The organism is Pseudomonas sp. efr-133-TYG-23, assembly GCF_030209215.1.
Taxonomy (GTDB): domain Bacteria; phylum Pseudomonadota; class Gammaproteobacteria; order Pseudomonadales; family Pseudomonadaceae; genus Aquipseudomonas; species Aquipseudomonas rhodesiae.
The window spans coordinates 143,040-166,479 of the sequence record NZ_JARVSL010000002.1 but is presented as its reverse complement, the minus strand read 5'-3'; the positions used below and the strand labels follow the sequence as shown (position 1 = coordinate 166,479).

Here is a 23,440-nt window from a genome sequence, read left to right as displayed (position 1 = left end):
CTTATGCACCCACACATGATCAAACTGCTGAGCCTCTCGGGTCTGACCCTCGGCCTGCTCGCGGCCAGCCAGGGCGTGCGCGCCGACGAAGTCAAGGCACCGACCTTTACCGCCGAACCGTGCTGCAGCCTGTGCCCGGCCGCCCACGACGCGAAGAACTACACCACGCGCTACCAGCAGAACTTCACCACCCTGGTGCAAGCCCAGGGCGACTGGCTGTTCCGTACCCAGGAGGACCTGCGCACCGAGTTCGACACCACCCCGGCCGGCTACAAGCGCATGCAGCAGTTGCATGACGCGTTCAAAAGCAAAGGCGTGGAACTGGTGGTGGTCTACCAGCCGACCCGTGGCTTGGTGAACCGCAACAAGCTCAATCCCGCAGAGAAAGCCTCGTACGACTTCGACAAGGCCCTGACCAACTACAAGACCATGCTCGGCCGTTTCGCCAAGATGGGTTACGTGGTGCCGGACCTGTCGCCGCTGACCAACGAGCAGTTGCCCGACGAACTACCGGCCCACGATTTCTACTTCCGTGGCGACCAACACTGGACCCCATACGGCGCCCAGCGCACCGCGAAAATCGTCGCGGCCAAGGTCAAGCAAATGCCGGAATTCGCCGATATTCCCAAGCGTGAATTCGAAACCAAGCGCTCCGGGCGCATGGGCAAGACCGGCACCCTGCACAACATGGCCGGGCAACTGTGCGGCACCAGTTACGCGATCCAGTACATGGACCAGTTCACCACCGAGCCTAAGGGCGAAGCGGGCGACGGCGACCTGTTCGGCGATTCCGGCAACCCGCAGATCACCCTGGTGGGTACCAGCCATAGCGGCAAGAACTACAACTTCGCCGGGTTCCTGGAAGAAGAAATCGGCGCCGACATCCTCAACGTCGCCTTCCCCGGCGGCGGCCTGGAAGGCTCGATGCTGCAGTACCTGGGCAGCGACGAGTTCCAGAAAAGCCCCCCGAAAATCCTGATCTGGGAATTCTCACCGCTGTATCGCCTCGACCAGGAGACCATCTACCGCCAGATGATGTCGCTGCTGGACAACGGCTGCGAAGGCAAGCCCGCGCAGATGAGCGCCAGCGCCACCTTGAAACCGGGCAAGAACGAATTGCTGGTCAACAGTTCGAACAAAGACCTGCGCAACGCCAACCATCAGGTCGACATCCGCTTCGCCGACACCTCGGTGAAAACCCTGCAAGCCACCCTCTGGTACATGAACGGGCGCCACGAGGACATCAAGATCGAGAAACCCGAAACATCCGATACAGACGGGCGTTTCGCCTTTGAACTGCGCACCGACGAAGACTGGGCCTCGCAGAACTTGCTGGCCGTGGAAGTGCAGGGCCCGGAAAAGGGCACTGCTGCGCAGAAGGTCGAAGCGAAAATTTGCACACGCAACGTATTCCCAAGCGGTGGTCAACAGACCGCCCAACTCGGGAAGTGAGGTTACTTATGCAAAAGCTGATGCTCCCTACCCTGCTGGGCCTGGCGATGTTCGCCGGCTCCGTCAACGCCGCCGCGCCGCTGCGTCCGCCCCAGGGCTATTTCGCACCGATCGAAGCGTTCAAGACCGGCGACTTCAAGGAAAACTGCGACACCATGCCCACGCCCTACACCGGGCCGCTGCAATTTCGCAGCAAGTACGAAGGTTCGGACAAGGCACGCGCCACGCTGAATGTGCAGTCCGAGCAGGCGTTCCGCGACAGCACCGCTGACATTACCAAGCTGGAAAAAGACACCAGCAAGCGCGTGATGCAGTTCATGCGCGACGGTCGTCCGGAGCAGCTCGAATGCACGTTGAACTGGCTGGTGTCCTGGGCCAAGGCCGATGCGCTGATGTCCAAGGACTTCAACCACACCGGCAAGTCCATGCGCAAATGGGCGCTGGGCAGCATGGCCTCGGCCTATGTGCGCCTGAAGTTCTCCGACTCGCACCCGCTGGCCAACCACCAGCAGGAGTCGCAGCTGATCGAAGCCTGGTTCAACAAACTGGCCGATCAGGTAGTGAGCGACTGGGACAACCTGCCGCTGGAGAAGACCAACAACCACTCCTACTGGGCCGCCTGGTCGGTGATGGCAACCTCCATCGCCACCAACCGCCGCGACCTGTTCGATTGGGCGGTGAAGGAATACAAGGTCGGTGTGAACCAGGTCGACGACCAAGGTTTCCTGCCTAACGAATTAAAGCGCCAGCAACGCGCGCTGTCGTACCACAACTACGCCTTGCCGCCGCTGTCGATGATCGCCAGTTTCGCCCTGGTCAACGGCGTGGACCTGCGCCAGGAAAACAACAGCGCGCTCAAGCGCCTGGGCGACAAGGTGCTGGCCGGGGTGAAAGACCCGGAAATCTTCGAGCAGAAGAACGGCAAGGAACAGGACATGAAGGACCTGAAGCAGGCCATGAAATTCGCCTGGCTCGAACCGTTCTGCAACCTCTACACCTGTGCACCGGATGTGATCGAACGCAAGCATGGCATGCAGCCGTTCAAGACCTTCCGCCTCGGGGGTGACCTGACCAAGGTCTACGACCCGACGCATGAAAAAGGCAACAAAGGTTCCTGAGCGAACTCGGTAAAAAATGTGGGAGGGGGCTTGCCCCCGATAGCAGGGTGTCATTCAACACAGATGGCGACTGTTACACCGCCATCGGGGGCAAGCCCCCTCCCACATTTTTGAGCCGGTTTCGTCAGTAGGAATGTAGTACCGCCTCCCGTTTTTTCGTGGGGGGTTTGGGGGGGGCTCTGGCCCTTGACTGTTGGTTAAACATGGAGAGATCGGGATGGTTTTCTCGTCCAATGTGTTCCTGTTTCTGTTCTTGCCGATCTTTCTCGGCTTGTATTACTTGAGCGGGCAACGCTATCGCAATCTGCTGCTGCTGATTGCCAGCTACGTGTTCTACGCCTGGTGGCGAGTGGACTTCCTGGCGCTGTTCGCCGCCGTGACGCTGTGGAATTACTGGATCGGCCTCAAGGTCGGTGCCGCCGGTGTGCGCACCAAACCGGCCCAACGCTGGCTGCTGCTCGGCGTGGCCGTCGACCTGTGCATCCTCGGCTACTTCAAGTACGCCAACTTCGGTGTCGACAGCATCAACGTGATGATGAAGTCGATGGGCCTGGAGCCGTTCATCCTGACCCACGTGCTGTTGCCGATCGGTATCTCGTTCTACATTTTCGAGTCCATCAGCTACATCATCGACGTGTACCGTGGCGACACCCCGGCCACGCGCAACCTCATCGACTTTGCGGCGTTCGTGGCGATTTTCCCGCACCTGATCGCCGGCCCGGTGTTGCGTTTCCGCGACCTGGCCGACCAGTTCAACAACCGCACCCACACCCTGGATAAGTTCTCCGAGGGCTGCACGCGGTTCATGCAGGGTTTTATCAAGAAAGTCTTTATCGCCGACACCCTGGCGGTGGTGGCCGACCATTGCTTCGCCCTGCAAAACCCCACCACCGGGGATGCCTGGCTCGGCGCGCTGGCGTATACCGCGCAGCTGTACTTCGATTTCTCCGGCTACAGCGACATGGCCATTGGCCTGGGCTTGATGATGGGTTTCCGCTTTATGGAAAACTTCAAACAGCCGTATATCAGCCAGTCGATCACCGAGTTCTGGCGCCGCTGGCACATCAGCCTGTCGACCTGGCTGCGTGACTACCTCTACATCACCCTGGGCGGCAACCGTAAAGGCACGCTGATCACTTATCGCAACCTGTTCCTGACCATGCTGCTCGGTGGCCTGTGGCACGGCGCGAACATCACCTACATCGTGTGGGGCGCCTGGCACGGCATGTGGCTGGCGATCGAAAAAGCCATCGGCCTGAACACCGCGCCGCGCAGTTTCAATGTGCTGCGCTGGGCCTTCACCTTCCTGCTGGTGGTGATGGGTTGGGTGATCTTCCGCGCCGAAAACCTGCACGTCGCCGGCCGTATGTACGGTGCGATGTTCAGCTTTGGCGAGTGGTCGCTGTCGGAACTCAACCGCGCCAGCCTCACTGGCCTGCAAGTGGCAACCCTGGTGGTGGCGTATGCGACGTTGGCGTTCTTCGGCCTGCGCGACTTCTACACCAACCGCCCCGCCGACAAAACCAAGCCAGCCGACCCGAGCCTGATCAAGGCCGTACCGGGCGACAACCCCGGCAGCATCCACCAGCCCGGCTTCACCGTGGGCCAGGACGCTGCCGTGCAACCGGCCTACTGGACCGCTGACTGGCCACGCTACGCCATGCGCGCTGCGGTGCTGCTGCTGTTCGTCGCGTCGATTCTCAAACTGTCGGCGCAGAGTTTCTCGCCGTTCCTTTACTTCCAATTCTGAGGGAGCCGACCATGACCCGTTCATTACGCGTCCTCTATATCGGCCTGTTCCTGGTGCTGCTGTTGGCACTGGGCGCCTGGTCGCTGCGCAGCTTCTTCGGCTTTAGCACCAACGCCGACGCCACTGTGCTCAACGGTCGCTGGACCAAAGCCGTCGAAACCCACTACGACGACGAGTTCCCGATCAAACGCCTGGGCACCAACCTGTGGGCCGCGCTGGACTACAAGCTGTTCAACGAAGGCCGTCCTGGCGTGGTGCTGGGCCGCGATCACTGGCTGTACAGCGACGAGGAGTTCAACCCCGCCGTCAACGAAGACCAGAACCTGGAAGGCAACTACGCGCTGGTCGAAGGCGTGCGCCAGAAGCTCAAGGCCCAGGGCATTCAACTGGTGATGGCGATCGTGCCGGCCAAGGTACGCCTGTACCCAGAACACTTGGGTGAAGTGAAGCCGGCCAGCATCCACGCCAACCTGTATCAGGACTTCCACGCCCGTGTCGCCGCCGACAAGATCCCGGCCCCCGACCTGCTTGGCCCGCTGCAACAGGCCAAATTGAGCGGCAAGCAAGTGTTCCTGCGCACCGACACCCACTGGACGCCGGACGGCGCGGAAGTCGCCGCCAAGCAACTGGCCAAGGCGATTGCCGAGCAGACCCCGCTCAGTGGCGAGCCACAGCGCTTTGTCACCGAGGCCGAAAAAACCGAGCCGCATAAAGGCGACCTGCGTCTGTTCCTGCCTTTGGACCCGCTGTTCGAAAACCTGATGCCACCTAAAGAGCCGCTGCAAAAACGCGTCACGCACCTGGCCGAAACCAAAGGCGACGACGCGCTGTTCAGCGACAGCGAAACCCCAGTGGCGCTGGTGGGCACCAGCTACAGCGCCAACCCCAACTGGAACTTCGTCGGCGCCCTCAAGCAAGCCTTGGGCAGCGATGTAATCAGCTATGCCGAAGACGGCCACGGCCCGATCCTGCCGATGCTCAGCTACCTCAAAAGCGACGACTTCAAGAACAGCCCGCCCCAGGTGCTGATCTGGGAGTTCCCTGAACGTTATCTGCCGGTCAACAACGAAATCGGTGATGCCGACCCATCGTGGGTTGCGCAACTTAAACAAGCCGGTTCGCGCCAACAAAACATGGCACTCAACACCCTTGAAAAATCCGAGACGCCCGAACGGGCGCAAAACTGAAAGAGAGGTAACTCACATGACTTTCACTACAACTCCTCGTCGTCTCGCCAAGACTCTGGCCATCGCTGCCGGCCTGAGCGTCGTATCGATGTCGGCCTTCGCCGGTGGTGACGCCGCCCTGTACGGCCCGACCGCGCCAAAAGGTTCGAGCTTCGTGCGTGTCTACAACGCCAGCAACCAGGAAGTCAGCGCCACCGTTGGCAACACCAACCTGAGCGAAGTGGCCCCACTGGCCAGCAGCGACTTCAGCTTTATGCCTGGCGGTGACTACAGCGCCAAAGTCGGCAGCCAGACCGTGCCGGTCAAACTCGCCGCCGATCACTACTACACCCTGGTCAACAGCGGTAGCGGTCAGCCACAGCTGATCGAAGAACCGCCGTTCAAGAACAAGCAGAAATCCCTGGTGCGCGTGCAGAACCTCAGCGACAAGGCCCTGAGCCTGAAAACCGCCGATGGCAAGACCGATGTGGTCAAGTCGGTGGCCGCCAAAGGCCGCGGCGAGCGCGAGATCAACCCGGTGAAGGTGAGCCTGGCGTTGTATGACGGTGACAAGAAAGTCGGCGATGTGAAGCCGGTTGCGTTGGAACGTGGTGAAGCGGCGGTGCTGTATGTCACGGGCTCGGGTTCGAGTCTGTCGCCAGTGTGGGTGAAACGCCCTGTGTCGACCCGCTGATTAGCTTTTGAAATTGACGCTCCCCCTGTGGGCGCGGGCTTGCTCGCGAAGACGGTGGTTCAGTAACAGATGTACCGACTGAAACACCGCCTCGGGGGCAAGCCCCCTCCCACAGGCTCTGACCCAAATCAATTCAAGGAGAAACACCCATGATCCCAGTAATCCTTTCCGGTGGTAGCGGCTCACGTCTTTGGCCGCTTTCCCGTAAACAGTTCCCCAAGCAATTCCTGGCCCTGACCGGCGAGCACACGCTGTTCCAGCAAACCCTGGAACGCCTGGTGTTCGAAGGCATGGACTCCCCGATCGTGGTCTGCAACAAGGACCACCGCTTTATCGTCAACGAGCAACTGGCCGCGCGTAAGCTCGAATGCCAGCGCATCCTGATGGAACCGTTTGGCCGCAACACCGCACCGGCCGTGGCCCTGACCGCGATGATGCTGGTCAACGAAGGCCGCGACGAGCTGATGCTGGTGCTGCCGGCCGACCATGTGATTGACGATCAGAAAGCCCTGCAGCGTGCCTTGGCCCTGGCCACCGTAGCCGCCGAGCGTGGCGAGATGGTGCTGTTCGGCGTGCCGGCCACCCGTCCGGAAACCGGCTATGGCTACATCAAGTCCACCAACGATTCGCTGCTGCCCGAAGGCGTGAGCCGCGTGCAACAGTTCGTGGAAAAACCCGATGAAAAACGCGCCGTCGAGTTCGTCAAAAGCGGCGGTTACTTCTGGAACAGCGGCATGTTCCTGTTCCGTGCCAGCCGGTTCCTGGAAGAGCTGAAAAAACACGATCCGGACATCTACGACACCTGCGTACTGACCCTGGAACGCAGCGAGCAGACCGCCGACACCGTGTCCTTCGACGACGCGACATTCGCCTGCTGCCCGGACAACTCCATCGACTACGCCGTGATGGAAAAAACCCAACGCGCCTGCGTAGTGCCGCTGAGCGCCGGTTGGAGCGACGTGGGTTGCTGGGCGTCGTTGTGGGCGGTCAACGACAAAGACGCCAACGGCAACGTGAGCAAGGGCGACGTGGTGATCCAGGACAGCCGCAACTGCATGGTGCATGGCAACGGCAAACTGGTGTCGGTGATCGGCCTGGACAACATCGTGGTGGTGGAAACCAAGGACGCGATGATGATTGCCCACAAGGACAAGGTCCAGGGCGTCAAGCAGATGGTCAACACCCTCAACGAACAGGGCCGCAGCGAAACCCAGAACCACTGCGAAGTGTATCGTCCGTGGGGCTCCTACGATTCGGTGGACATGGGCGGCCGCTTCCAGGTCAAGCACATCTCGGTCAAGCCGGGCGCGTGCCTGTCGCTGCAAATGCACCACCACCGCGCCGAACACTGGATCGTGGTCAGCGGCACCGCCGAAGTGACCTGTGACGAGAACGTGTTCCTGCTCACCGAAAACCAGTCCACCTACATCCCGATTGCTTCGGTGCATCGCCTGCGCAACCCAGGCAAGATCCCGTTGGAGATCATCGAAGTGCAATCGGGCAGCTACCTGGGCGAAGACGACATCGAACGCTTCGAAGACATCTACGGCCGCTCGACGCCGATCGAACGTGGCGTGTCGGTGAAAACTATCGCGCAGTAAAACAGTCGTACAAGAAGCCCTCGCCCAACCCATTGCGTCCCCTATCCGCAGTGGGTTGGGTGGGGGCTTTTTTGTTCAATGACCGTCAAAACAGCCAGACACTCCCTTGCGGGGTATCGGGCCTGTGGTTAACGAGCCCAGTTACGCGGGGCAAACGCGTTGTAATTGCCATGATCCTTGGGCTCAGCATTTTTATACGTGTCCTTGCCGATTTTCTCCGCCGCCTTGCCGCCCCACATCAGCGCCGAACCCGCCACTTTAGAGGAAAGGCCACCCGAGCCTGCCATCTTCTTGCCAGCCACCTTCGCCATACCACCAGCGAACGTCAAGGCTGCTCCAAAGGCTTTGTCTCTAGAACTGTCGTTGCTGTGAAGCACCAAAGATGGCAATACGTGCGAACGGATCGTATCGCCGAGGCCTTGAAGAACGGTTTGTCGCAAACTTGTAAGCCCCAAGTTCTGCATACGAGGTCCGGAGCGCGACTCAAGGGCGCTGGCATCCGGTTGAGCAACGTCCCGTGACTGGCTGGAAGCCGCTGCGGGTGTGGATACGCTGAGAGGGGTGGAAAGGCTCGCAACAGCGTCTGAAATCTTCATAAGTACTTCACCTTTTAGAAGGGTAACGTTGGGTTCCGTTTTTGACCGCCAGGCGTCCTTGCACAAACTGTGTGGAAGTTTATTCAAACCGGTTCCCACACCGTCGCGTGAAGTGATCTGCGTTGATCGTCACCGCTCTGTAGCCGTATGAAGGTCTCCTGAGATACGCCTTCTTGTGTCTGGAGCTGCCCCATCCCTCCTACGCTTAAGTTAGGATGCTGGTTCCAAACTCGAGGTGGTCTCCATGTTCTTCGGCGTTCTTCTGATCATCACCTGGCTGATCCTGCTGCTGCGCTACCCGGCCAAAGCACTGCCGGTGTCCCTCGCGGCCTTGGCGGGCCTGGGTTGCGTGGCCGTTTGGGTGGTTTGGCTGGACAACCGCGAAGCCTCACAATTGGCGCGCCTGGAACTGCGCATCACCTACGCGCCGCAGGACTGCCCAGCCGATCGGCCACTGAAGCTGACCCTGAACAACGGCAACGACGTGCCCCTCACCGAACTGCGCTGGCGCGTCGCGGCCTACGCACCGGGCGACACCGTGAACCTGGCCGACAACGTCTACGCCGCCCCGCGCTATCGCGGCCCCGGCGAGTTGCAGGCCGGCGCCACTTGGGACGATTGCCTGCCCACCCCACCGCTACGCCCCGGTTACCGCGCGCAAACCCTGGAATTTCGTGCCGAGCATCTGCAAGGCAGCTTCGCGGACTGATAAAGGACTCTCCATGCCCAACGTATTGATCACCGGTTGCTCCAGCGGTATCGGCCGCGCCCTGGCCGAGGCGTTCAAAGCCGCCGGCTATGACGTGCTGGCCAGCGCCCGCCGCAAGGATGACGTGATTGCCCTCAACCAAGCCGGCTTTCACGCCGTGCAGTTGGACGTCAACGATGCCACCGCGCTGAAAGCCCTGGCCGCACACTTGGGCGAGCTGGACGTGCTAATCAATAATGCCGGCTACGGCGCCATGGGCCCGCTGCTCGACGGCGGCACCGAGGCCATGCAGCGCCAGTTCGAAACCAACGTATTTTCCATTGTCGGCGTGACCCAGGCGCTGTTCCCGGCCTTGCGCAAACGCAAGGGCCTGGTGGTGAATATCGGCAGCGTCTCCGGCGTGCTGGTCACGCCGTTCGCCGGTGCTTACTGCGCATCCAAGGCCGCCGTACATGCGTTGAGCGATGCCCTGCGCATGGAACTGGCGCCCTTTGGCGTGCGCGTCATGGAGGTCCAACCCGGGGCTATCGACACCCACTTCGCCAAAAACGCCGGCGCCCAGGCCGAACTGCTGATCAACGATCAATCGCCCTGGTGGCCGTTGCGCGATGGCATTCGTGCGCGCAGCCAGGCGTCCCAGGACAAACCGACACCCGCAACCGTGTTCGCGGCCGATGTGCTCAAGGCGGTGCAACAATCGCAACCGCCGCGCCTGTTGCGCTCGGGCAATGGCAGCCGGGCGTTGCCGCTGCTGGCGGCGTGGTTGCCCAAAGGATTATTGGAAACCGTGTTGAAAAAACGCTTTGGTTTGAATGGGAGTATGTAAATGATCGACTACAGCGACTTTTTCGAAGAAGTAATCCAGACCCACGTCGAGATCGAACAATGGTTTGCCGGCGTTGCGCCCGACGCAACCTTGGAAAACCTGCTTGCACGCTTCTCTCCGGATTTCAGCATGATCGCCCCCGCCACCGGCGCACGGGTGAATGCGGCCGGCGTCAAGGCGCTGTTCACCCGCCTGGGCGGCATGCGCCCTGGCTTGAAAATCACCTTGAGCGAAATGACCGGGATTGACCGCCACGCGCGCGGCGCCACGGTGACCTATCGCGAACATCAAGTGGACGACAGCGGCACCCAGACCGACCGCCGCGCCACCGTGGTGTTCGAGAAACAGGCCAGTGGTGCGCTGTTGTGGCGGCATTTGCATGAGACGTATGTCGCGCAGTGAAATAACTACCCGGCCAGTTCCTACATAAAACAGCGAACTGCCTGACATCATTACCAGGAAACTATCCACAGGCTCTTTCACCTCTGTCTCCTTACAGTTGAAAGGATGCCTAGCAACTTCATACGAAGCGGTGTGCCGGATGCACACACCACGACTCGCCAGCGATTGACCAGCCTGCTGGACCTGCCTGAGCTTTATCGAACCATCGACGCCATCCCAGCCATCGTCGGGGCTGGGGTGGTGCATATTGGCAGCGACTATCAGGTGACGGTGCTGCGCGAATTTGTGCCGTTGTGCAGTATCAGGCCCAAGCGAGTGATCGTGCGGGAAGTGGCAGGGCCGGCGATGTCTGCCGATGAGTATGCGCAACTCGCGGCAAGCTCGTCGCGTGAGTCGCAGCTGTGGAAAGAAGCATCGGGAATGGCTCTATCATGCGGCGGTGCTGTACTTGGAATCTACTTCGCCAAGGCAGGCGTCGCGGCGGCTCCCCTTAGCGCGGGTTCAAGTCTTGCAGTCACTTACATTGCTTACACGGCTGCTGCTGCTAGTGGCGTGCAATGTATCAACGGTCTTTGGCGAACCTACAAAGAACTCACCAACCCGGCAGAAAACGACTATTACGACAGCTTGAATTGGTATCAGACAATGAGTTTGGCCTTAGACGGCATTTCATTGGTTGGCGCAGGAAGCACTAGCTTTGTCACAGTTAGAACTGTCATGACTATCAAACATGCGACGGGTCGCAACCTGACTGATATTTTGAGACACATGAGCCGCCAGGATCGCGCAAAACTGACCAACGAAATACTACGCCTGCAAAACCCCCGTCATCCCCGCGAAATAATCCGACTAAAACAGCTGGCCGGAAAACTTCCCAAACGCTTTAGCAATCCCCAACTACGCCAGGACATTCTCCTTCAACTTGGCGATCAGCTGGGCGCCATTCTTGCCGTGACTGGCAGCAGCCTATCTGGAAATACCAACCACATCATCATCGCAATTTATGAGGAGTTCGAGAGCTATGATCACTAAAGTCGAGCCCTCGCAGCGCCCCGGTACAGTTCGCATCTACACCAAGCGCTTTGCTTTCACTGTAGGGACCGCGGTTTCGATGAACTTGGTCAGTAGCGCGGGCAATCTGTCACATAGTCTGTCTTACTACACCCGAATCCACTATCTCCCCAGCGCATACGCGGTAGCGGCAAGCGTCATACTCGTGATGAGTATGTGCATTGGTTTAGCCTTGGTAATGAGGGGGTTTCGCTCAGGCCCCCCCGCACTTGTGAGTGTTGCAATTTTGAACGCTTTGCTTGCAGCGGAATACTTAGGTAACCACCCCGTTACCTTGTTTGCGCTATTTCCATTGTTTCAATCGCTGTTCTGCCTGCTGATCCTTAACACAAGAAACCATCGCCGCTACGTCAGCATGCTGCGGGTCAAACGTCGACGAAAAATAAGAGCCCACGCAAAAACCTGAAGCAGTGCCTGATCTGCCCCCACATCTCAATTCTGCGTTTGGTCGACGATCACGGTGCAGGTGATCCCCGCCGCCAACAGCACGCCTTGCGGCACTTCATCGATATGAATCCGCACTGGCACCCGCTGGGCCAATCGCACCCAGTTGAAGGTCGGGTTTACATCAGCGATCAGTTCACGGCTTTCGGGGTTGTCGCGGTCGTAGATGCCGCGGGAGATGCTTTCCACATGGCCCTTTAGCGTCTCGCCGCTCATCAGTTGCATATCGGCTTTGTCGCCGACTTTCACATGGGGCAACTTGGTTTCTTCGAAGAAGCCGTAGACCCAGAACGAGTGCATATCCACCACGGCCATCTTGGGCTCGCCGATGCGGGCGTAGTCGCCGCGATGGACGTTGAGGTTAGTGACGTAGCCGTCCACGGCCGCCACGACCTGAGTGCGTTTCAGGTTGAGTTCGGCTGCTTCCAGCTGGGCCTGCGCATGTTGGTAATCGGCCAGGGCCGAGTCGGCGATGTTGCTGGCGTCGTCGCGGTTTTCCTTGGAGATGACCAGGGCGTCCAGATCGGCGCGGCGGTGGGCGTTGACCTTGCGCATTTCCCAGGTAGCTTTGCGCGAGGCGACCAGCGCCTGGGCCTGTTTGACCGCGATGCGGTAGTGCTCCGGGTCGATCTGCATCAGCAGGTCGCCCTTTTTTACCAACTGGTTGTCGCGCACCGGCACGTCGACCACTTCACCGGTAACGTCGGCGGCGACATTGATGATGTCGGCGCGCACGCGACCATCGCGGGTCCACGGGGTTTGCATGTAGTGCACCCACAATGTGTGGCCAATCCAGATCGCCAGGGCCAGTACCAGCAAGGTGGCAAGCAGGCTGAAAAACTTTTTCATCAGTGCATTCTCAACGGTAGACGCTCAGCGCCAGGGCGCCGAACAGGCAAACGAACAGGCTCAGGCGCAGCAACGCCGGATGCCAGAAAAACCGGTACAGGTCGAAGCCGGCCAGGAAGCGATCCAGGCCCCAGGCCAGCACTGCGGCAATCAGGAACATCAGGGTCATGGTCGGCATATAAATGCCGTGGAACGCGATTTCACGGGGCATGCGGGGCTCCTTTGAGGGCCGCCAGGGGTGATTGCGGGTCCAGCAACGAGGTACGGATAAAGTGCAGGTAGCTTTTCACCCGGCGCAGGGCCGAGGTATCGAAGTGCGGGGCGAAGGGTTCGTCGGTGGCCTGCACGCGGCTGATCGCATGGTCGACCGCGACCAGCCCGCGCTCCAGGTTGCTCGCGCTGGGTTGCAGAAACAGCCGCACCAGCGAGCGCCCCATCACGCGGATCGCCTGGCGCCACGGCTGGGATTCGGCGTACGCCGGGTGCACCGGCAGGATTGCCTGTTCCTTGCGCAACTCGATGATCGCGTGGCCGACCTCCAGCACCACAAACATCCAGCGCAGCAAGTTGCGCTGCACTTGCGGCTGGCCGACGGCGAGGCCATAAGCCTGGTGCAACAGGTCGCGGGTACGGCTCTCGAAACTGGAGGCCAGGCCCTTGAGCTTGCCGCTGATGGCATACACCACCTGTTCGCGCAGGTCCTGTTCCAGGCGGCGCCACAACCAGCGGCTGTTGGGCGGCAGGATGATCGCCCCTGCCGCCGCACACACCAGCATGCCGATGATCATGGCGATGTAGTCGTTGATAAAGGTGTAAGGGTTGTAGACCGTGAGGTTGTCCGGCACCGAGCCGGTGCTGAAAAAGATCAGCAGGCCCACGCCGACACCGGCGTATTGCGGGCGTGAGGCAAGGAATGCGCCCAGGATGATCACCGGTGCGAGCATCACGCACAGCAACGGGAAGCCATCGATCCAGGGGAACACGAAGAACATTTCGACAAAGCCCACCAGGGCACCGATCAAGGTACCGCAGGCCATCTGGAACGCCATGCGCTTGGGATTGGGCGTGGCGGCGGACAGGCCGACGGTGGCCGCTGCGATCATCGTCATCGTTGCGCCGCTGGGCCAGGCGGTGGCCACCCAGTAGCTGCCCAGCACGATCAGGATGAACGACGCACGAATCCCCGAAGCGGCGCAGGCCAGCCAGTTGGTTTTCGGTGTGTAGGGTTCGTCCCAGTCTTCCCGCGCATGGCTGTGCTCGGCCAGGGAGGCGTGGGTTTGCGCGTAGTTATGCAGGTCGTCGACAAAGCGGTACAGCAACTCGTAGGCGGTGTGAAAATCCAGCTGTTCGGCGTCGCTGGGGTTGCCCTCCTGAAAGCGCGCCCGCAGGCTGCGCACCGTGGCCGGCAAGCTGTCCTTGTAGGCGCTGAGTTGGTTGACCAGCCGCGCAGCATCGGGGCTGGTGAGGGCGCGGCCGGAGAAACCGTCGAGCACTTCGGCGAGGTCTTGCAGGCCCGGTTTGATCGCGGCCACCACATGGTCGGCGGCATCGGTGCGCAGGCGTTCAAGCAACTGGTGCAAAGCGTTGAAGCGGGTGGTGATACTCATGAATTCGCTGTTGAGGCGACTGAGGCGACCGTTGCGCCGACGCATGTGCGGGTCTTCGAACACCGTGATACTGCGCAGCCCCTCCAGGCCCACGGCTTCGGCGATGAAGCGCACGTTGCTGGCCTCGAAGCCGTCGCGCTGGCTGCGCCCGCGCAGGCCATCGGTGACGAACAGCGCGAACACGCCAAAGCGTTGGTAGAGCGCGTTGCGCATGGCGGCGCTGGAGGTCTGCGGCAGGATCGCGGCACTGACCAGGGTCGAGCAGATGATCCCCAAAGAGATCTCCAGCACACGCCAGACTGCCGCCATAAAGGCGCCGTCCGGATGCGCCAGGGCCGGCAGGCCGACCATTGCGGCGGTATACCCGGCCAACACAAACCCATAGGCGCGAAAGTTGCGGTTGCGCGTGGCGCCAGCGGTGCAAATGCCAACCCAGATCGCCAGCGCACCGAGAAACAACTCGGTGTTCTGCGCAAACAGGGCGATCAACAAGACCATCACCGCCGACCCCGCCAGGGTGCCGAGGAAGCGGTAAAAACTCTTGGCGAACACTTGGCCGCTCTGCGGCTGCATCACGATAAATACCGTGATCATCGCGGTGCGCGGTTGCGGCAACTCCAGCCGCATGGCCAGCCATAGCGTAAGGAATGCCGCGATCAGTACTTTGAAGATGTATACCCAGGTCACGCCGTCGCTGCGTGCCCAATCGAAGAAACCACGGCGCCACTCAAGGGAACGCAGCCAGCGCAGCGGTGCAGGCAAGGGAGTCATCGCAACCTTCTCAGTGATCGAACGCGGCCAGCGCCGCCGGGGTCTTGCTCGGAACGGTCTTGGCGGGTGCCGGCACGTCGTCGCCGGCACCGAGGCCGCCGCCCAGGGCGGTCACCAGTTCGGCATGGGCGCTCAGGCGTGCGGCCTGCACTTGCTGCTCGATCTGTTGCTGGCGAAACAGCAGGGTCTGGGCGTTGAGCACGTTGAGGTAGTCAGTGAGGCCGCGCTGATAGGCGATCATTGCGATGTCGTAGGTTTTCTGCGCCGAGGCCACCGATTGCGCGGCGAAGGTCTGCTGCTTGTCCATGGACTCGCGACGGATCAACTGGTCGCTGATGCCCTTAAGCGCATTGACCAGGGTCTGGTTGTAGCGTGCCACCGCGATGTCATAGCCGGCGCTGGCTTCGCCCAGTTGCGCGCGCAGGCGGCCGCCGTCGAAGATCGGCAGCGTGATGGCCGGGCCGACGCTGTAGTTGAATTTTTTGCCAGCCAAAAATTCCAGCATGCCGCCGCCGGTGGCCATATAACCGAGGCTGCCGACCAGATCGACGTTGGGGTAGAAACCGGCATGGGCCACATCGATGCCCCGCGCCTGCGCTGCCACTTGCCAGCGACTGGCAACCACATCCGGGCGTTGGCCAAGCAGTTGCGCGGGGACACTCGACGGCAACTTGAGCGGCGCGGCCAGGGACAGGCTCGGCCGCCGCAACTGCGCGCCCTGCCCCGGCCCCATGCCCGCCAGCGCCGCCAATTGGTTACGGCTCAGGGCGATGGCTTCGTCCAGCGCATCCAGTTGCCGATGGGTTTCCGGCAACGGCGATTCGGCCTGGCTCACGTCCAAATGCGTGCCAATCCCGGCGTCGAGGCGTTTGTTGGCCAGGTCGAGGATCTGCTGTTGCTGGGCCAATGTGGCGGCGACGATATCGCGATTGGCGTAGTGCAACGACAGTTGGATATAGGCGCGCACCACGTTGTTTTGCAGTTCGAGCTGGGCCTGACGCGCTTCGGCGGCGCTCATATGCGCCAGGTCCACCGCGCGCTCGGAGGCGTTGCTTTCGCGACCCCACAGGTCCAGGGCGTAGCTCAAGCTCAGGGACGTATTGTTGTCCCAGGTGTTGGCACCGCTCAGCTCGCCAGGGCCGTAGAACTGATCCTTGGGCCAGTTGTGACGTTTGAGGGTGGTATCGCTGTTGACCTGCAGCGCTTCGGCCGACTCGGCCAACCCGGCCATGGCCCGCGCCTCACGCACTCGCGCCGCCGCCATGGCCAGGCTTGGGCTGTGCTGGGTAGCGAGGTCGACCCAGTGATCCAGTTGCGGGTCGCCGTAGGCTTGCCACCACTGCACGGTGGGCCAATGGGCGTCTTGCGCGGCGTGCTGGATCGCCTCGTCGGTGGCCAGTTGATTGGCGTCGAGGGCCTGGCCTTGTGGGGCGATTCCTCCGGTTCCGATGCAGCCGCTGATTGCTAACGATAAAGCCCAAACACTGAGAGTCTTCAGCTCTCTGCTGATGCGACGCGGCACGGCAAGCGAATTCCTGAGATGGGTGAAGCGGGAGAGGTGACGCAATTCTAGGGCGCGCGGGGGATGTCGATAAGCAGGCATTCCTGTGAATCTTTGTTACCGTTCAGGCGATAATCCTGGCGCTTGCCCTACATAGTTCGGTGCGCAGAACCTTACAGAATGGGCGATAGTCAACCTTGCGGAGCCGCCCATGCTTCCTCCCTTGAGCGTCATTGCCCCCACTGCCGCCCATCTGACACCCGCCGACGCCTGCGCCAGAGGCTTGCGCAGGCAACTGCATATCCATCCCGAACCGCTGACCCCAGGCATGTTGCCTTTGCAACGCGATGTGCGCTGGATCCTCGACACGGTGCTGGAAAAAGTGGTGAACCTGGCCGGCGACCCGCGTGATAACCAGGCGATCGAAGCGCTTCACCGCACACTGTCCAACAGTCCGGCCAGGCTGGAGCTGACAGCTGAAGAACTACCCGATTGCTATGTTTTTTTCAAAAAGGCCGAGCACCTGCTCAAGCGCCACCGCAGCGCCGATGCTCCGGACATCGAAGCCGACTATCGTTTGTGCCGCGCGCTCAAGTGGCAGTTCCGCGCCGCTGCCAGCGATGCCAGGCACGCGCATCTGACCCAAGGCGTGTTGTCGGCGCTGGGTTATATCGATGCCGGTGGCAAACGCATCAACCATCGCCACCTTGGCTACGAATTCGCGCTGGAATCCACGCGGCAGTTAAGTGCAGGACCTTACCTGTCAGCCGACTCCCTGGTGGAAACTACCGACGACCAGCGCATCAGGAGCACCCGCGTGGTTGCCCTACTGGGCAAGCTGAACTCGACACTGGCGAACGTGACGGCGGCCACGTCAGGTCATCAACTGGGAATTGGCTATTTATCTTCACGGGAATACCCAAGCCTTGGGCACTATGCCGACGCCCGCAGCCACTCCGTGCGTACATCCCTAAGTGAAAATATCGCCCGGACGGTACGGAATCTTCCGGCCATTTTGAGTGACCGTTTTCATTTGCAAAGGCATCGGGACTACAGCGCACAGAGCCGGCCTTACACCCGGGAGGCACTGGCCGGCAATGGCCTGGGGGACGTTGAATTGCCCTGCCTGCAACACACCGACCAGCCGCTCATGACCGAACGCGGTTTTAAAATGACTGCAGACAGCAAACTGGCGCTGGATGTCTTCAGCTTCCTGAAGGTCAACACTTCGATGGCGCTCACATTGCAACGCACTGTCCAATCCAAGACGCTCGATATCCTAGGCCTGTACGACACCGCGCCGGGGCTAGCCCGGCAGCAACTGGCCGCCCGGCAATCATCGTCGGACACGCTGTTCAAGCTGCTGGAGGATCTGAATGCGCATGTGGCATCCAGCAGCCGACACTTTGTTCAACAGCTCAACTCATCGCGCGCAAACGCCGTGGTTGACCTGCGTACTCAACAGGCCCACTCGCTGCTGGAGCGCTACGTACTGCTTCAGAGCCTGGGACCTGTCGATCCAGTGGTAAACGCCGACATACGCGACCTGATCCAGCAGCACCGCGCCCTTCTGCGTCCGCAGGCGTTGTGCGTCTATCAAATAAAGGCCTCGAGCCAAATACTGAGCGGGTCGGTAAGCGCCTCGGTCTCATCCCAAGCCGAGGGTGGTAAAGGCGTGACCCTTGAGGTCAGCCACCGAACATCCGACGATCCACATCTGAGTGGCGACTACCTGTCCATTGATATCGCCCCGCTCAAGTGCAAAAAAGGGGTGGCCGCGGCACTGCGCGAAGTACTCGCAGCCCTGGGTAAGCAGACCTTTGACTGGGATGAACTGATCCGCTCCATCAGCGCTTCGCTGCTCGACCCCGCCCGACAACCGTCCATCCATGTATTGGTCAAGATCAAGCATGGGCAACCGGTGGTGCTTCTGACCCGTCATACCCGCGACAAGCATCGCGACCTGGCCTTGCCGGAACCGCTCAGCCACTACACCGGTGTCCAGTTGCAGTCCTTGCGCACCCGGCAATCGCTGCACAAGGAGCAATGGGGCACCGATTCGCTGGACCACCTGCTACCGATCGCCCGCCGCTACCTGGCCAACCCCGAGGACAGGCCCGGCTGGGACCTTTATATACAGGCACACAGCGAAGACCTGTCGAAGTTGCTCGACGCCATGGGCCGACAATCGCCCGGCAGCGTCCTGAACGCTGAGCTGGACGCGCTCAGGCGCATCGGCCCGGCACTCGATCAGGCGGTTGAAACGCTGACACAGCAGGCCGCCGACGCGCTTGCGGCGCCGACACCGCAAAGCCGTGCTCGGACGCGACAGGCACTGGACCAGATGCTGCTGGCCTACATGCCGCATTATGTGGCGAAAGTCAGCGAGGCCTGGACATTGCAATGAGCGCTGGCAGGCGTTTTCCTCGACTTAGGTCGTGCCCAGTGGATACACACCTGCTGGCAACTTCATGTCACAATTTGCCATCGCCCTTGAGAACCCCCCATGGACACTTTGCAAAACATGCGCGCCTTCAGTTGCGTGGCCGAAGCGGGCAGCTTCACCGCCGCCGCCGCCCAACTGGACACCACCACGGCCAACGTCTCGCGCGCGGTCTCCAACCTTGAGGCCCATCTGCAAACCCGCTTGCTCAACCGCACCACCCGTCGCATTGCCCTCACCGAGGCGGGTAAACGCTACCTGCTGCGCTGTGAACAGATCCTGGCCTATGTCGAGGAAGCCGAAGCCGAGGCCAGCGACGCCCACGCCCGTCCCGCCGGGCAACTCAAAGTGCACACCATGACCGGCATCGGCCAGCATTTCGTGATCGATGCCATTGCCCGCTACCGCCGCACGCACCCGGACGTTACCTTCGACCTGACCCTGGCCAACCGCGTGCCGGACCTGCTCGACGAGGGCTACGACGTGTCCATCGTGCTGGCCAGCGAATTGCCGGATTCGGGTTTCGTATCCCAGCGCCTGGGCATTACCTACAGCATCGCCTGCGCTTCGCCGGACTACGTCAAGACCAAAGGTTGCGCACAGCGCCCCCAGGACTTGCTCAACCACGCGTGCCTGCGCCTGGTCAGCCCGGTGATCCAGCTGGACAAATGGACGTTCAATGGCCCCGAAGGCCAGGAAAGCGTGGCGATCAACACCTCGCCGTTCCTGGTGAACTCGGCCGACGCGATGAAAACCGCCATCACCAGCGGCATGGGCGTCGGCCTGCTGCCGGTGTATGCCGCCATCGAAGGCCTGCGTAACGGCACCCTGGTGCGGGTCATGCCCAACTACCGCTCCCAAGAGCTGAACCTGTACGCCATCTACCCATCACGCCAATACCTGGATGCGAAGATCAAGACCTGGGTGGAATACCTGCGCGGCTCGCTGCCGGAGATTCTGGCGGCTCATCAGGCCGAATTGGTGGCGTATGAATTAAGCGGCAGCTTGGGTGGGGTGCGGTTGGCTAATTGATAGCCAACAAACAACCCATTGGGGCCTGTGCTCAGATTGGCTCGGCGGTGTCCTGACAACCGCCGACAGGAATGTTAGCGTGCTTGGCATTCTTTCGTAGTCGATGAGCCCCGCCTGCCATGAAAAAGACTGTCCTCGCCTTCAGCCGCATCACCGCGCCGATGATCGAACGCCTGCAACAGGATTTCGAAGTCATCGCGCCCAACCCCAAGCTGGGGGATATCAATGCGCAATTCGCTGAAGCCCTGCCCCACGCCCACGGCCTGATCGGCGTGGGCCGCAAGCTGGGCCGCGCGCAGCTCGAAGGCGCGGCCAAGCTGGAGGTGGTATCGAGCGTGTCGGTGGGCTACGACAATTACGATGTGCCGTACCTCACCGAGCGTGGAATCATGCTCACCAACACCCCCGACGTACTGACCGAAAGCACCGCCGACCTGGCCTTCGCCCTGCTGATGAGCAGTGCGCGACGCGTGGCCGAGCTGGACGCCTGGACCAAGGCCGGGCAATGGAAGGCCAGCGTCGGCGCACCGTTGTTCGGCTGCGATGTGCATGGCAAGACCCTGGGCATCGTCGGCATGGGCAATATCGGCGCGGCAGTCGCGCGGCGCGGGCGTCTGGGTTTCAACATGCCGATCCTGTATAGCGGCAACAGCCGCAAACCGGCGCTGGAACAAGAACTGGGCGCGCAGTTTCGCAGTCTCGACCAGTTGCTGGCCGAAGCGGATTTCGTCTGCCTGGTGGTGCCGTTGAGCGACAAGACCCGTCACCTGATCAGCACCCGCGAGCTGGGGCTGATGAAGCCCAGCGCCATCCTCGTGAATATTTCCCGCGGCCCGGTGGTGGACGAGCCGGCGCTGATCCATGCCTTGCAGAACCACATCATTCGCGGCGCGGGGCTGGACGTCTACGAACAGGAACCTTTGGCCGAGTCGCCGCTGTTCCAACTGAGCAATGCCGTGACCCTGCCGCACATCGGCTCGGCCACCACCGAAACCCGCGAAGCCATGGCCAACCGCGCCCTGGACAACCTGCGTAGCGCCCTGCTCGGGCACAGGCCCCAGGACCTGGTGAACCCGCAAGTGTGGAAGGGCTAAAGCCTGGGCCGCGGAGGTCGATAACCTTCCATAGATCGTCCTCCCTGATTCACAGAAGGTTTTTATGCCTACCTCCAAAGCCCGCGCAGACTCACTCTCGCTTCTGCTCTTTACCTTGCGCAGCGGCAAGCTGATGGCCATCAACCTGCTGAAAGTCAGCGAAATCATCCCTTGCCCGCCGCTGACCAAACTGCCGGAGTCCCACCCGCACGTCAAAGGCATCGCCACCCTGCGCGGCTCCTCACTGTCGGTGATCGACCTGAGCCGCGCCCTCGGCGAGATGCCGCTGGAAGATCCGAACGGTGGCTGCCTGATCGTCACCGATGTGAGCCGTTCCAAGCAGGGCCTGCATGTGCAGGCGGTGAGCAAGATCGTGCACTGCCTGACCACCGATATCCGCCCGCCGCCCTACGGCTCCGGCGGCAACCGCGCGTTTATCACCGGGGTGACCCAGGTGGAAGGCGGCCTGGTGCAGGTGCTCGACATCGAAAAAGTGATCCACGGCATAGCCCCCGCACCGATTGAAACCGCACCCACCGACCTGACCATGGAAGAAGCCGAAGTGCTCGGCCATGCGCGGATTCTGGTGGTGGATGACAGCCAAGTGGCGTTGCAGCAGTCGGTGCACACCCTGCGCAACCTCGGCCTGACCTGCCACACCGCGCGCAGTGCCAAGGAAGCCATCGACGTACTGCTTGAACTGCAAGGCACCGGCGAAGAGATCAACGTGGTGGTATCGGACATCGAGATGTCCGAAATGGACGGTTACGCCCTGACCCGCACTCTGCGCGAAACCCCGGATTTCCAGCACCTCTATGTGCTGCTGCACACCTCCCTGGACAGCGCCATGAACAGCGAAAAAGCACGCCTGGCCGGGGCCAACGCGGTGCTGACCAAGTTTTCCTCCCCAGAACTGACCAAGTGCCTGGTGGTGGCCGCCCAGACCGTGGCGCAACAAGGCCGTTGATCGATGGTTGAGTATTTCCAACTGCTACGCCGCCCGCTCGGCGGCAGCCTGCCCGCCCCGCAGTGGCCGGCCGGTACGCAGCTGGATCATTACCGAGAAGAACTGGCGCCGGCGATTCATGCGGTCCTGCGCATGACCCAGGACCAAGGCGGCGGGCGCGTGCCCGACCTACCCACCTGGCAGGCTCAGTTCACCACCGATGCGGAGTTCGACCCCACCCTGTGTCTGGTGGCCAGCAATCCGTCGGGCATTCTCGGCGTGGCGCAATGCTGGACCAGCGCGTTTATCAAGAACCTCTGCGTGCATCCCTGCGCTCAGGGCCAGGGGCTGGGGCGGGCGTTGTTGCTGCACGCGTTCCAGGTGTTCAAGCAGCGCGGCGAACCCTACGTGGACCTCAAAGTACTGGAAAGCAACCTGCGCGCCCGGCGGCTGTATGAAAGCGCGGGCATGGGCTTTGTGCTGCGCGGCGTGGTTGACCGCGAGTGACTGGCGCATAACTTGCTTCCAGAGACGCACAACGGCGAACAGAGGTAAAAACCCGTCACCGTTGCCGCGTGCCCTCTGACCTAGCCTGGTAGCAGATCCGCCATGAATACCCATTTTTCCTGCGTCGGTTGCGGCAAGTGCTGCTCTGACCACCATGTCCCGCTGACCCTTGACGAAGCCCGTATGTGGGCGGCCGACGGCGGTAACGTCATCGTTCTGGTGGAAGGTTTTCTCGGCAACGGCCTGGGCCTGCCCGCCCATCAACGCGAGCATGCCGAACGGCGGTCGGTGGTGGTTCCCAGCGGCACTGCCGAAGCATTTGTGGCCATCACGTTTGCCGCCTACAACGCCGGCCCCTGTCGGAATCTTGACGAAGATAACCTGTGCCGCATCTATGAACGGCGCCCACTGGTGTGTCGCATCTACCCGATGGAGATCAACCCGCATATCCCGTTGAACCCTGCCGCCAAGGACTGCCCGCCAGAATCCTGGGAACAGGGCCCAGCACTGATCGTCGGGGGTCAATTGGTGGACCGGGAATTGGCGCAGTTGATTGAGCGCTCCCGTCAGGCCGACCGCGACGACGTGCAGACCAAGGAAGCGGTGTGTGCACTGCTGGGCATTCGCACCACCGCGCTCAAGGGCGATGGGTTTACGGCTTACTTGCCGGACATGGGCGCGTTTGCCCAGGCGATTGAGCACGCGGCGCAGCAACCAAAAGTGGCCAGTGAGTGGGTGTTTCATGTGTCCGGGCTGGACATCGCCGAGCAGGTGCTGGATGCCGGGGCGCAGATTGCGACCGAGGTGCCGGCCAACTACGCATTTATCCCGTTGCGGGCGGCGTAAGTCGCTGCGCCCCTC

The 23,440-nt window shown here is 61.3% G+C and carries 22 protein-coding genes; 17 read left to right on the top strand and 5 right to left on the bottom strand.

The features are described 5' to 3' along the window. The first annotated feature begins 3 nt into the window (after positions 1-3). From QRN41_RS01465 to QRN41_RS01440, 6 genes are all read left to right on the top strand, one after another. A complete protein-coding gene (locus tag QRN41_RS01465; protein WP_034096761.1) occupies positions 4-1,452 on the top strand; it encodes an alginate O-acetyltransferase in 1,449 nt (482 codons plus the stop codon). A gap of 8 nt (positions 1,453-1,460) precedes the next feature. Continuing rightward, on the top strand, positions 1,461-2,570 hold the full coding sequence (locus QRN41_RS01460; RefSeq protein WP_285421083.1) for a mannuronate-specific alginate lyase: 1,110 nt from the start codon (positions 1,461-1,463) through the stop codon (positions 2,568-2,570). A 217-nt stretch (positions 2,571-2,787) separates the two neighbouring features. Beyond that, a complete protein-coding gene (locus tag QRN41_RS01455; RefSeq protein WP_034095992.1) occupies positions 2,788-4,320 on the top strand; it encodes an MBOAT family O-acyltransferase in 1,533 nt (510 codons plus the stop codon). A gap of 11 nt (positions 4,321-4,331) precedes the next feature. Further along, complete coding sequence (locus QRN41_RS01450; RefSeq protein WP_034095991.1) at positions 4,332-5,507, top strand: alginate O-acetyltransferase; 1,176 nt, start codon at positions 4,332-4,334, stop codon at positions 5,505-5,507. A 16-nt stretch (positions 5,508-5,523) separates the two neighbouring features. After that, entirely contained in the window at positions 5,524-6,180 is a 657-nt protein-coding gene (locus QRN41_RS01445) for an alginate O-acetyltransferase AlgF (protein WP_034137039.1), read from the top strand. A 149-nt stretch (positions 6,181-6,329) separates the two neighbouring features. Further along, positions 6,330-7,781, top strand: coding sequence for a mannose-1-phosphate guanylyltransferase/mannose-6-phosphate isomerase (locus QRN41_RS01440; protein WP_034095989.1), 1,452 nt, complete (start codon positions 6,330-6,332; stop codon positions 7,779-7,781). A 128-nt stretch (positions 7,782-7,909) separates the two neighbouring features. Here QRN41_RS01440 and QRN41_RS01435 read toward each other — a convergent pair whose 3' ends face one another. Continuing rightward, the gene (locus QRN41_RS01435) at positions 7,910-8,377 is read right to left on the bottom strand and encodes a hypothetical protein (protein ID WP_167417268.1); all 468 of its coding nucleotides are present in this window, start codon (positions 8,375-8,377) and stop codon (positions 7,910-7,912) included. A 244-nt stretch (positions 8,378-8,621) separates the two neighbouring features. Here QRN41_RS01435 and QRN41_RS01430 point away from each other — a divergent pair, with 244 nt between their 5' ends. The 5 genes from QRN41_RS01430 (at position 8,622) to QRN41_RS01410 (ending at position 11,791) form a co-directional block, all read left to right on the top strand. Then, on the top strand, positions 8,622-9,086 hold the full coding sequence (locus tag QRN41_RS01430) for a multidrug transporter (RefSeq protein WP_123480664.1): 465 nt from the start codon (positions 8,622-8,624) through the stop codon (positions 9,084-9,086). 13 nt (positions 9,087-9,099) lie between these two features. After that, positions 9,100-9,912 (top strand): SDR family oxidoreductase, encoded by an 813-nt coding sequence (locus tag QRN41_RS01425; protein ID WP_285421082.1) that lies wholly within the window; start codon positions 9,100-9,102, stop codon positions 9,910-9,912. Further along, positions 9,913-10,314: a nuclear transport factor 2 family protein gene (locus QRN41_RS01420; RefSeq protein WP_213633151.1), complete on the top strand. Its 402-nt coding sequence runs from the start codon at positions 9,913-9,915 to the stop codon at positions 10,312-10,314. Between the two features lie 165 nt (positions 10,315-10,479). Continuing rightward, positions 10,480-11,346 (top strand): Ssp4 family T6SS effector, encoded by an 867-nt coding sequence (gene ssp4, locus QRN41_RS01415; protein ID WP_243269810.1) that lies wholly within the window; start codon positions 10,480-10,482, stop codon positions 11,344-11,346. After that, positions 11,336-11,791, top strand: coding sequence for a hypothetical protein (locus QRN41_RS01410; RefSeq protein ID WP_243269811.1), 456 nt, complete (start codon positions 11,336-11,338; stop codon positions 11,789-11,791). The genes ssp4 and QRN41_RS01410 overlap by 11 nt, the downstream gene beginning before the upstream one ends. A 26-nt stretch (positions 11,792-11,817) precedes the next feature. On the opposite strand, the gene QRN41_RS01405 is transcribed toward QRN41_RS01410, so the two are convergent. The 4 genes from QRN41_RS01405 to QRN41_RS01390 are packed head-to-tail and all read right to left on the bottom strand — an operon-like array spanning position 11,818 to position 16,578. Continuing rightward, complete coding sequence (locus QRN41_RS01405; RefSeq protein WP_034095985.1) at positions 11,818-12,678, bottom strand: efflux RND transporter periplasmic adaptor subunit; 861 nt, start codon at positions 12,676-12,678, stop codon at positions 11,818-11,820. 10 nt (positions 12,679-12,688) lie between these two features. Further along, positions 12,689-12,889 (bottom strand): DUF1656 domain-containing protein, encoded by a 201-nt coding sequence (locus tag QRN41_RS01400; RefSeq protein WP_034095984.1) that lies wholly within the window; start codon positions 12,887-12,889, stop codon positions 12,689-12,691. Next, the gene (locus QRN41_RS01395) at positions 12,879-15,056 is read right to left on the bottom strand and encodes an FUSC family protein (RefSeq protein ID WP_034095983.1); all 2,178 of its coding nucleotides are present in this window, start codon (positions 15,054-15,056) and stop codon (positions 12,879-12,881) included. Before QRN41_RS01395 ends, QRN41_RS01400 begins: the two co-directional genes overlap by 11 nt. Before the next feature lie 10 nt (positions 15,057-15,066). Further along, positions 15,067-16,578, bottom strand: coding sequence for an efflux transporter outer membrane subunit (locus QRN41_RS01390; protein WP_167417272.1), 1,512 nt, complete (start codon positions 16,576-16,578; stop codon positions 15,067-15,069). 190 nt (positions 16,579-16,768) lie between these two features. On the opposite strand from QRN41_RS01390, the gene QRN41_RS01385 reads away from it, so the two are divergent. The 6 genes from QRN41_RS01385 (at position 16,769) to QRN41_RS01360 (ending at position 23,425) form a co-directional block, all read left to right on the top strand. Then, positions 16,769-18,964 (top strand): hypothetical protein, encoded by a 2,196-nt coding sequence (locus QRN41_RS01385; RefSeq protein WP_167417273.1) that lies wholly within the window; start codon positions 16,769-16,771, stop codon positions 18,962-18,964. A gap of 99 nt (positions 18,965-19,063) precedes the next feature. Further along, entirely contained in the window at positions 19,064-20,032 is a 969-nt protein-coding gene (locus QRN41_RS01380) for a LysR family transcriptional regulator (protein ID WP_034095981.1), read from the top strand. Between the two features lie 119 nt (positions 20,033-20,151). Continuing rightward, the gene (locus QRN41_RS01375) at positions 20,152-21,126 is read left to right on the top strand and encodes a 2-hydroxyacid dehydrogenase (protein WP_034137031.1); all 975 of its coding nucleotides are present in this window, start codon (positions 20,152-20,154) and stop codon (positions 21,124-21,126) included. 64 nt (positions 21,127-21,190) lie between these two features. Next, on the top strand, positions 21,191-22,093 hold the full coding sequence (locus tag QRN41_RS01370) for a chemotaxis protein CheV (protein WP_034111821.1): 903 nt from the start codon (positions 21,191-21,193) through the stop codon (positions 22,091-22,093). Between the two features lie 3 nt (positions 22,094-22,096). Beyond that, a complete protein-coding gene (locus QRN41_RS01365; protein ID WP_167417274.1) occupies positions 22,097-22,579 on the top strand; it encodes a GNAT family N-acetyltransferase in 483 nt (160 codons plus the stop codon). Between the two features lie 102 nt (positions 22,580-22,681). Then, on the top strand, positions 22,682-23,425 hold the full coding sequence (locus tag QRN41_RS01360) for a YkgJ family cysteine cluster protein (RefSeq protein ID WP_167417275.1): 744 nt from the start codon (positions 22,682-22,684) through the stop codon (positions 23,423-23,425). Positions 23,426-23,440 lie beyond the last annotated feature (15 nt).